7 protein-coding genes are annotated in these 8,988 nt (G+C 66.6%); 3 read left to right on the forward strand and 4 right to left on the reverse strand.

What is annotated here, in order from left to right; all coding sequences use genetic code 11:
• The coding region (gene ggt / locus ACIQ6O_RS09110; RefSeq protein ID WP_396207470.1) for a gamma-glutamyltransferase at window positions 1-1,630 on the reverse strand (1,630 nt) is incomplete at its 3' end.
• A 72-nt stretch (window positions 1,631-1,702) separates the two neighbouring features.
• On the opposite strand from ggt, the gene ACIQ6O_RS09115 reads away from it, so the two are divergent.
• A complete protein-coding gene (locus tag ACIQ6O_RS09115; RefSeq protein WP_396207471.1) occupies window positions 1,703-3,301 on the forward strand; it encodes a murein L,D-transpeptidase in 1,599 nt (532 codons plus the stop codon).
• On the opposite strand, the gene ACIQ6O_RS09120 is transcribed toward ACIQ6O_RS09115, so the two are convergent.
• Window positions 3,294-3,809 carry a type II TA system antitoxin MqsA family protein gene (locus ACIQ6O_RS09120; RefSeq protein WP_396207472.1) on the reverse strand — a complete coding sequence of 172 codons (516 nt, stop codon included), beginning with the start codon at window positions 3,807-3,809 and terminating at the stop codon, window positions 3,294-3,296. The genes ACIQ6O_RS09115 and ACIQ6O_RS09120 overlap by 8 nt on opposite strands.
• 156 nt (window positions 3,810-3,965) lie before the next feature.
• Between ACIQ6O_RS09120 and ACIQ6O_RS09125 the strand changes: the two genes are divergently transcribed.
• A complete protein-coding gene (locus ACIQ6O_RS09125) occupies window positions 3,966-5,180 on the forward strand; it encodes an EAL and HDOD domain-containing protein (RefSeq protein ID WP_396207473.1) in 1,215 nt (404 codons plus the stop codon).
• Window positions 5,181-5,274: 94 nt separating this feature from the next.
• Here ACIQ6O_RS09125 and ACIQ6O_RS09130 read toward each other — a convergent pair whose 3' ends face one another.
• Entirely contained in the window at window positions 5,275-5,838 is a 564-nt protein-coding gene (locus ACIQ6O_RS09130; RefSeq protein ID WP_396207474.1) for a hypothetical protein, read from the reverse strand.
• 38 nt (window positions 5,839-5,876) lie between these two features.
• Window positions 5,877-6,341, reverse strand: a complete 465-nt coding sequence (locus tag ACIQ6O_RS09135) for an MGMT family protein (protein ID WP_396207475.1) — start codon at window positions 6,339-6,341, stop codon at window positions 5,877-5,879.
• Window positions 6,342-6,665: 324 nt separating this feature from the next.
• Here ACIQ6O_RS09135 and ACIQ6O_RS09140 point away from each other — a divergent pair, with 324 nt between their 5' ends.
• Window positions 6,666-8,888: a glutamine synthetase III gene (locus ACIQ6O_RS09140; protein WP_396207476.1), complete on the forward strand. Its 2,223-nt coding sequence runs from the start codon at window positions 6,666-6,668 to the stop codon at window positions 8,886-8,888.
• Window positions 8,889-8,988 lie beyond the last annotated feature (100 nt).

Here is an 8,988-nt window from a genome sequence, read left to right on the forward strand (position 1 = left end):
TCATGTTCCGCTGCGATGCCTGCCCCGCGCCCATGCGCGTGCTCGAGTAATCACCACGCATCACGATCTGGTGCCCCATGGCGGCGAGCGAATCGCGCGTGCTCTTCGCGATGCGCGACTCGAAATTCACATCGCATCCCGGAAACGTTTCCTTCGAAAACCGCGGCGCATCGAGCGCCCCCTGAATGTTCATGCCGAAGTCCACGATGTTCGCCACGAACTGCGCATGCGCCTGCGACTGATTCCAGCCACCCATGATGCCGAACGCGATTTTCTCGTCACCCTTCTCCATGAAGCCGGGAATGATCGTGTGCAGCGGTCGCTTGCGGCCGGCGATGAGATTGGGGCTCGCCGCGTCGAGGGAGAACCCACCGCCACGGTTGTGCCAGACGAACCCGGCGTCGGCCACCGTCAGGCCCGCGCCAAAGCCCACCGTGCTGTAGTTGCTCTGGATGAAGGAGATCAGGTTCCCCTCCTTGTCCACCACACTCAGATAGGTCGTGCCGTTGTCCGTGCCTTCCGGCGTCCCCACAGGCACGCTGCAATTGGCCGCCGAGGCGTTGATCAGCTTCGCGCGCGCCGCGCCATACGTCTTGGAGATGAGGCCGCTCACCGGCACCGTCGCAAAGCGCGGATCCGCGTCGTAACGCTGCATGTCGGCGTACGCGAGCTTCTTCGCTTCAATGACATGGTGCAGCGCCTGTACCGAATTGTGCCCCATCGCCTTGAGGTCGAACTGCTCCATGATGTTGAGCATCATGAGCGCCGCGATCCCCTGCCCGTTGGGCGGCAGTTCGTATACGGTCCATCCCCGGTACGTCGTCGAGATCGGCGTCACCCACTCCACCTCGTACTCAGCGAGGTCGGCCGCGGTCATCGTGCCGCCATGCGTCTTCGAACTGGCCAGCAGCTTCGCCGCCACGTTGCCCGTATAGAACGCCTTCGCCCCCTGCGCCGCGATCTGGCGATACGTCCACGCCAGCTCGGGGTTCCGGAACATGTCACCCACCTCGGGCAGCTTCCCACCGGGGAGGAAGGTCTTGGCCGTCGCCGGGTCGGCGCGCAGTACGTTCTCGCTGTCCTTCCAGTACACGCTCACCACTTCACCCACGGGGAAACCTGTTTCGGCGTACTGAATGGCCGGCGCGAGAATCTGCCCGAAGCTCAGGCGCCCGAAGCGCATGCGCAGCGCCTCCCACCCCTTCACCGCCCCCGGCACCGTCGCGGCGTCGATGCCGCGCTGCGGCATGCGCGTGTTCCCCTTGGCACGCAGATACTCCGCCGTGAGCGCCTTGGGCGCCCAACCGGACGCATTCAGACCGTACAGCCTTCCGGTCTTGGCCTCGTAGTAGATCGCGAAGAGATCGCCGCCGATCCCGTCGTTCATCGGCGCCACGAGCCCCATCATCGCGTTCATGGCAATGGCCGCGTCGACCGCATTGCCTCCCTGCTCGAGGATGCGGGCGCCCACCTGCGAGGCCAACACGCTCTCGCTGGCCACGACGCCAAGGTGCGACTGCACCATGGAGCGGGACTGCGACCGGTCCTGCGCATCGACGCGCGCGGCGGGCGGTGAGAGCAGCAGAGCCGCGGCAAGGGGTACGCACAGTCGGCGCGTGCGACAGGGCATGGGACGCTCGAGGTGAGGGACGTGAGGTTTTGTCCGACGGAATATGGCACCCGGCGCGCACATCTTCCGGCCATGGGTCACCCGACCGTAATCCGTAGCCTGGGGAGGCTCCTGCTGCTCTGCGCCGCCGTGGTCCGCCCGTCGGCGGCACACGCGGTCGTCCGGCAGCCACCTCCTGCGCCGCCATCCGCGGCCATCGCGTCGCTCGTCCGCGCGCTCGACCCATCGGCCGCGGGAGGACACGATCGTGCGCTGCTCGGCGCGATCATGCGCTTCTACACCGATCGGCACTTCGAACCCGCCTGGACCGACGCGCGCGGATTCACAGCGGCCGGGGAGCGACTGGCGCAGGCGATCGCCTCAGCGGCTGATGAGGGACTCGACCCGCAGGCGTACCCCCTCCGTCATCCCGATGCCCCCACCCCGGCCGCACTCGCCCACGCCGACGTGCAGCTCTCCTTCGTGGCCCTGCGCTTCGCCGAAGACCTCGCGGTGGGACTCACCGTACCGGGGGCAGTACACCGCGACGATGCGTACGCACGGCGGCGCATCAAGGGCGACTCACTGCTGCGAGCCCTCGCCGATGCCGCCGATGCCGAGACGGACCCCGGACGGGCGCTGCTCGCCATGGCGCCGCGTACCGTAGGCTACGTACGGCTGCGTGACGCGCTCGAGCGTCTGCGCGCCATCGAACGCCGCGCGGGTTGGGGCGTCATGCCCGCCGGCCCCGCGTTGCGGCGCGGCACGCGGGGACCCCGGGTGGCGCAGCTGCGCCGGCTGCTCGAGGAGCACGGAGACCTCGGGATTCCCAGTACCACCGATCGGACGGTCGCCTTCGACGAGACGCTGGCAGCGGCGGTCGCGCACTTCCAGGAGCGGCATGGCCTGCTGGCCGATTCCGTCGTGGGCCGAGCGACCATCGCCGCCCTCAACGTGCCCGTGGGGGGCCGGGTCGAGCAGGTGCGCCTGGGGATGGAACGCGCACGCTGGCTCCCCACGGTGGCGGGCAATCGGTGGATCACCGTGAACCTCGCCGACTATCGTGCCTTCGTCTTCGCCGACAGCCTGCCAGTGTTCGAGACGCGGGTGGTGATCGGCGCCCGGAATCACAAGACCCCGATGTTCGTGGACACCCTCACCCATATCGTGCTCAACCCGGCGTGGAACGTGCCGCCGAGCATCGCCGCCAAGGAGATTCTGCCGAAGCTGCGCCGCGACCCGGACTATCTCGTGCGCAACCACATGGTATGGGTGGGGCGAGAGATCCAGCAGGTGCCCGGGCCCTGGAACGCCCTCGGACAGATCGCCTTCATGTTCCCGAACCGCTTCAACGTGTACATGCACGACACGCCGGCCAAGGAGCTGTTCGCGTTGCCCGATCGCGCCCATTCACACGGGTGCATCCGGGTGCAGCGCCCGCACGAACTCGCCGAGCTGCTGCTACGACCCGAGGGATGGACGCGCGCCCGTATCGATTCGGTGATTGCCACGGGCCGACGCACCGTGGTGACGCTCGCGACCGCGATCCCCGTGCGCATTACATACGCCACGGCCTTCGCCGGCAGCGATGGGACGCTGCAGTTTCGTCCCGATGTCTACGGGCGCGATACGCTGCTGAGTCACGCGATCAGGCAGGAGCAGCAACGCCCCCTGCCAGCCGCGCTCAGGTAACCGACTCGGCCGTCGATTCGGCCGGTGGGGTCACGGCAGGGCTGGCCGCTGCCAGGTTCAGCGCCGGATCCAACGCCGGCAGATTTACCCCGGCCTTTGCCGCCCGCTTCTCCAGCGTCTCGCGGTCGGCCAGGCTGCGAATGAGCGCGTCGGCCTCGCGGTTCTGCAGGTACTTCCCCTTCTCCCAGCCGTCCACGATCCCCTTGGGCGTGCCGTAGATCAGCTCCGCGAACTGCGCCACCGTGAGCCCCAGCGACTCCCGCAGCTGCCGGATGGCCTTGGGGATGAGCAGGTCATGCTCGGCCCGGATGAGCTCCGTCGCCGCTTTTTCCGCTGCGTCCCGCTGTTCGATGGTACGCTGTTCGTGGGCGCACTTCTCGCACCGGAAGAACTCCCGGGTGACCTCGGCTGCCATGCCGCTCAGGCGCATGGTGACCGTTTCCGTCTGGAGGGCGTAGCGGCCCCCGCACCCACGGTGCAGGGTCCCGTCGAGGGTCGAAAGACTCATCTCGGAAGCTTCGGGGACGATACTGAATGACGGGGCAGTGCCGTTTGGTCGCCAATGGCGGACCGGCCGTGCCCCGGACGGTCGCTTGATCGTCTGAAAGTCGTCAGGATGGGCGCTCTCGCGCCACCCCTTTTCCAGCTGAATCTCGCTTTTGCCATGTCCGACTTCGCTCTCGTTCGTCAGCCTGTCTTCGGTGGAACCGGCTCCCTCATCGGGTACGACATCCGGTTCAGCAGCGTCGATGGGCCGGGCTCATTCGCCCAGAGCTTCCTGAGCGGTACGTTCGATCTGGTGCGCAACCGGCTTCCGGCGTTCGTGAGCACCACGCGCGAACAGTTCATCGCCGACGCCTATCTGGTCGCCGAGCCGGGCAGTGTGATCGTGATGCTCCCCGCCTCGCTGGCGCCCGATGCCGAAATGAACGAGGCAATCGCCCGCTTTACCGCCGCCGGTGGCAAGCTGGGCCTGGACGAAGTGGGGGCAGCCCCGGCGCCGGCCGAAGCCTTTCTGCCGCACGTCAGCTGGGTACGCATCGACTCCCGCAGTGGTGGTGCCGCTACGATCAACGCCATCTGCGACCGGGTCACCCACAGTAAGGGGAACCCCAAGCTCGTCGCGTCGCACGTGGAAGAGCTCGATCAGTATGAAGCCACCCTCGAGCGTGGGTTCGACGGCTTCCAGGGCACCTTCTTCAGTCGTCCCGAACCGCTCCCCGCGGCCGACATGCCGCAGAGCACGGTGGCGGCGATGCGGCTCATGGGTATGGCTCGCGACCAGAAGATCAGCGACCACCAGCTCGAGGACGTGATCGCCACCGACCCCGTGCTCACCTTCCAGCTGCTGCGTCTCGTCAACAGCGCAGCGCTGGGTGGGCGCGGCGTCGCAAGCATCGGACAGGCACTCCGGCTTATCGGCCGCAGCGCGTTCCTCCGTTGGCTCGCGGTGGCCGTGGCCGCGGCGCGCAAGAGCACGAACGGCGTCGACCAGGAACTGGTACGTCAGGCTGTCGAGCGTGGCCGCCTCTGCGAACAGCTCGTCGGTAGCGGCCGCGATGCGGGGACCCTGTTCCTCGTGGGACTTTTCTCACTGCTCGATGCGGTGTTCCGCATGCCGCTCGATGAGATCCTCGAACGCGTGGTGCTGAGTGCGGAAGCCACCGAAGCGCTCATCGATCGTACCGGGCCCTACGCGGACGCGATCAACTTCGCCGAAAGCTACGAACTCGGCCTGTTCGAAAACGCGTCGGAAATCGCCAAGGAGATGGGCGTGGATCCGTCGAAGGTGGGCGAGTACTACACCAACGCGATCACCTGGACCGCCGAGGCGCTGGGCGCGGTGCTGGAGAGTCAGGACGCCGCAGCGGCGCGCTGACCCCCTTTTTCAGGCTGGCCGCTGCCAACTCAGCCCCGGGAAGCATTCTCAGTCGCTGATATGAGACGGGAGGACGCCTCACCCGCCCGGACCCTCAGCGCACCGTGGCGGGCGGCAGCTTCTGCACGGTTTGGGTATCCGGCTGGGCAGTGAACGGTTGCGGCGCCCCCGCGGTGAGCGCCAACCGCACCCGCTCGGCCTGCGTCGCGTTCACCTCGAACAGCACCGCGATCATGTTCGCCGTGCGAATGGCTTCGAACGGCGCGCTCGGCCACTTGCCGATGCTGTCACCCGGCGGCGTGAGCCGCAGCTTGTCCAGCTTGTCGGTAGCCGCCGCGCCGGTCGCCGAGTCCGCGAAAAAGAACGCCACCAGCTTCGCCGTCTTCCCGATCTTGTAGCGGGTCCCCTTCGCGTCGAAGTATGGCACCGTGATGGTGTCGAGCACCCGGATACCCATCCCCGACTTGTTGATGCGGTCCTCGAGATGGCACGCTCGCCACGTTCCGTCGCGCGGGCACAGGGAGTCGCCGGGGGTGGGCGGCCGCGGCACAGGGGCGCTGTAGGCCACCGGCGCCTTCTCGGGAGCAGGGGCATCGCTGCACGCCGCCGTGACGGCGAGCGCGAGGGACAGCACGGGCACCACAGGGCGACGGGTCATGCCGGAGAATAGCACGACATCCGTTGCCCGTCATCGCGTTACGGTGAAACGCCCACGGCCTCCATGTTCGTCACGAACCATCGCGCGCGACGCTTCTCGACCTCGATACCCTCACGCCGCAACCGCTCCGCCTGACGCTCCGGACCACCGGGCAGCTTGTCGAGCAGTGCCCCGTTCTCCGACACCACACGCCACGCGGGCACCTCGTGGTCGCGCGCTTCCTCCAGCGCCGCCTCGGCGACGATGCGCAGAAAGATCCCGGTGGTGATGGGACAGGTGTAATCGGCGCCGAACCGACGGGCGAGCTGCGCGCGCAAAACAGGCGCCGCGATCACGCGACCCGGAGGCACCTTCGCCAATTCCTCCTGCACCGCCAGCGGCGACGCGATGAGCATACGACCGGGCGGATAGTTGCTCCCCTTCTGCTCGGTGAGCGTCTTCACCTCCGGCGCGGCTGCCTGATCACGCTTGAGAACGGCGCTCTTCCGAGAATTCGTCGACATCATTTGCTCCTCTTGGGTCAGCCGCACGCCCCCTCCAGTGCACAGCGGTTCGGAGGCATGACTCAACAATATGAAGGGCACAGTGAGAATGCTCGACCTTCCGTGCGACAGTCGCGCTCCGGTGATTTTCGGTTTTTGTTCGAATAAATAGGCAAAATCTCCCTACTGTTCATTGATTTGTGCATGAATTGCACTAAACCTGCCCGAAAACACCCCAAATGGGTTGGATAACGGGCAGAATGCTGCGATGTTTATGCACCGATTGCACAACATCGGTGGCACCCGGGAAACCGGACCCACCTGACCTACTCTTGAGCCCCGTCCATGGCCAACAACAACAACTCGCGTATCGCTGCCCTGCGCGAGATCGCGCACCGCGCCCCGCGCCACACCGCGCGCCCTGAAGAGAACGGCGTCCAGCTGCCGACGAGCACCTGGTTCGGCATGAACACCTTCGGCCTGCGCCAGATGCGCGCGAAGATGCCGAAGGACGTCTACAAGAAGCTCGCGGCCTCCATCCGCCTCGGCAAAAAGCTCGACTCCGACATCGCGCCCGTCGTGGCGCAGGTCATCAAGGAGTGGGCGATCTCCCGTGGCGTGACGCACTTCACGCACTGGTTCCAGCCGCAGACGGGGCTTACCGCCGAAAAGCACGACGCCTTCCTCACGTTCGACGAAAACGGCCTCCCCATCGAGACGTTCTCGGGCGAGCAGCTCATTCAGTCGGAGCCCGACGCCTCGTCGTTCCCGTCGGGCGGCCTCCGCGCCACCTGGGAAGCGCGCGGCTACACCGCGTGGAACCCGGCGTCGCCGGTGTTCATCAGCGAAACGGGCGGCGTGAAGTACCTCTGCATTCCGTCGGTGTTCATCGGCTACAACGGCGAAGCCCTCGACGAAATGACGCCGCTGCTCCGCAGCTGCGACGTGCTGTCCGCGCGGGCCACGGAGTTGCTCGAACTCATCGGTGACACCGGTGTGCTGCGCGTGATCACCACGCTCGGCGTGGAGCAGGAATTCTTCATGATCGACCGCGGCCACTTCGCGCTGCGCCCCGACCTCGTGATGGCCGGCCGCACGCTCGTGGGCGCCGCGCCGCCGCGTGGCCAGCAGCTCGAAGACCACTACTTCGGTGGCATCCCCGAGCGCGTGCAGGCGTGCATCAGCGAAGTGGAAACGGAGCTCTACAAGCTCGGCGTGCCCATCACCACGCGTCACAACGAAGTCGCGCCGAGCCAGTTCGAAATGGCGCCGTACTTCGAGGACAGCGAAGTGGCGGTGGACCACAACCATCTCGTGATGGCAATTCTGCGTAAGGTCGCGCTGCGTCACGGCCTGCAGGCGCTCGTGCACGAGAAGCCGTTCGCCGGTATCAACGGCTCGGGCAAGCACTGCAACTGGTCCATGGCCATCGCCGCGGACAACCAGCTCGACGGCACCAACCTGCTCAAGCCGGGCAAGACGCCGCACCAGAACATCCGCTTCCTGATCTTCCTCGCCGCGGTGCTGAAGGGCGTGCACAAGCACGCCGGTCTGCTGCGCGCGGGTATTGCGGTCACCGGCAACGAGCACCGCCTCGGCGCCAACGAAGCGCCGCCGGCTATCATCTCGGCCTTCCTCGGCTCGGGGCTCACGCAGGTCATCGAAGACATCGCGGCCGGCAACACGTCGCCGACCAACGCCGAACAGGCGATGCTCAAGCTCGGCGTGGCGAAGCTCCCCGAGGTCGAGCAGGACAACACCGACCGGAACCGCACGTCGCCGTTCGCCTTCACCGGCGCGAAGTTCGAGTTCCGCGCCGTGGGCGCGTCGCAGAGCATCGCGTTCCCGGTGATGCTGCTGCAGGCCGCCGTGGCCGAAGCCATCGCGGAACTCACCGAAGAGCTCAAGAAGGAACTCAAGACGGCCAAGAGCACCGACGACGCGGCGTTCACCGTTGTGCGCAAGGCATTCAAGGAAACGACCGCCGTGCGCTTCGAGGGGAACAACTACTCCGACGAGTGGGTGGTGGAAGCCAACCGTCGCGGGCTGCTCAACCTCCGTCGCACGCCGGAAGCGCTCGCGCAGCTCCGCACCGACGCGGCGAAGTCGCTCTTCGACAACACGGGCATCCTCACGCAGGTCGAACTCGAGAGCCGCTACCATGTGCGTCTCGAGCGCTACGTGAAGGACATCCTCATCGAGCTGCACACGCTGCAGCAGCTGGTGGATACGCAGGTGTTGCCGGCAGCGTACGCGTACCTTGGCCAGCTCGCGGGCGCGGCCGGTCAGGGCGCGTCGGCCGGTATCAACATGCAGCCCATCGTCGATGCCGCCAACGCGACGTCCAAGCTGGTGAGCGCGCTGCAGCAGAAGCGCACCGAGCTCGCCAAGGCCACGGCGAAGGCCGAGCACATGCATGATGATCTCGCCGCGCAGGCGGTGTACCTCACGAGCACGGCGTGCGACACCATGGCGGATGTGCGCGAAGCCAGCGATGCACTGGAACTCGCGATCGCCGACGACCAGTGGCCGCTGCCGCGCTATCGCGAGATGCTGTTCCCGGTGTGACGGTGGTGTGTGCCTGATGCTCGTTGAACCGCAGACGGCAGACGGCAGACGGCAGGCACTACAGACGGCAGACGGGAGGAATTCGGTAGAACGATTCGGG

The sequence above is a fragment of the Gemmatimonas sp. genome (assembly GCF_044345575.1).
In the GTDB taxonomy this organism is placed as follows: domain Bacteria; phylum Gemmatimonadota; class Gemmatimonadetes; order Gemmatimonadales; family Gemmatimonadaceae; genus Gemmatimonas.

Excerpts from the sequence above, each read along its gene's own strand:
- ACIQ6O_RS09130 (WP_396207474.1), bottom strand. The coding sequence starts at position 5,838 with ATGACCCGTCGCCCTGTGGTGCCCGTGCTGTCCCTCGCGCTCGCCGTC.
- ACIQ6O_RS09120 (WP_396207472.1), bottom strand. The coding sequence starts at position 3,809 with ATGAGTCTTTCGACCCTCGACGGGACCCTGCACCGTGGGTGCGGGGGC.
- ACIQ6O_RS09125 (WP_396207473.1), top strand. The coding sequence starts at position 3,966 with ATGTCCGACTTCGCTCTCGTTCGTCAGCCTGTCTTCGGTGGAACCGGC.
- ACIQ6O_RS09135 (WP_396207475.1), bottom strand. The coding sequence starts at position 6,341 with ATGTCGACGAATTCTCGGAAGAGCGCCGTTCTCAAGCGTGATCAGGCA.
- ACIQ6O_RS09115 (WP_396207471.1), top strand. The coding sequence starts at position 1,703 with ATGGGTCACCCGACCGTAATCCGTAGCCTGGGGAGGCTCCTGCTGCTC.
- ACIQ6O_RS09140 (WP_396207476.1), top strand. The coding sequence starts at position 6,666 with ATGGCCAACAACAACAACTCGCGTATCGCTGCCCTGCGCGAGATCGCG.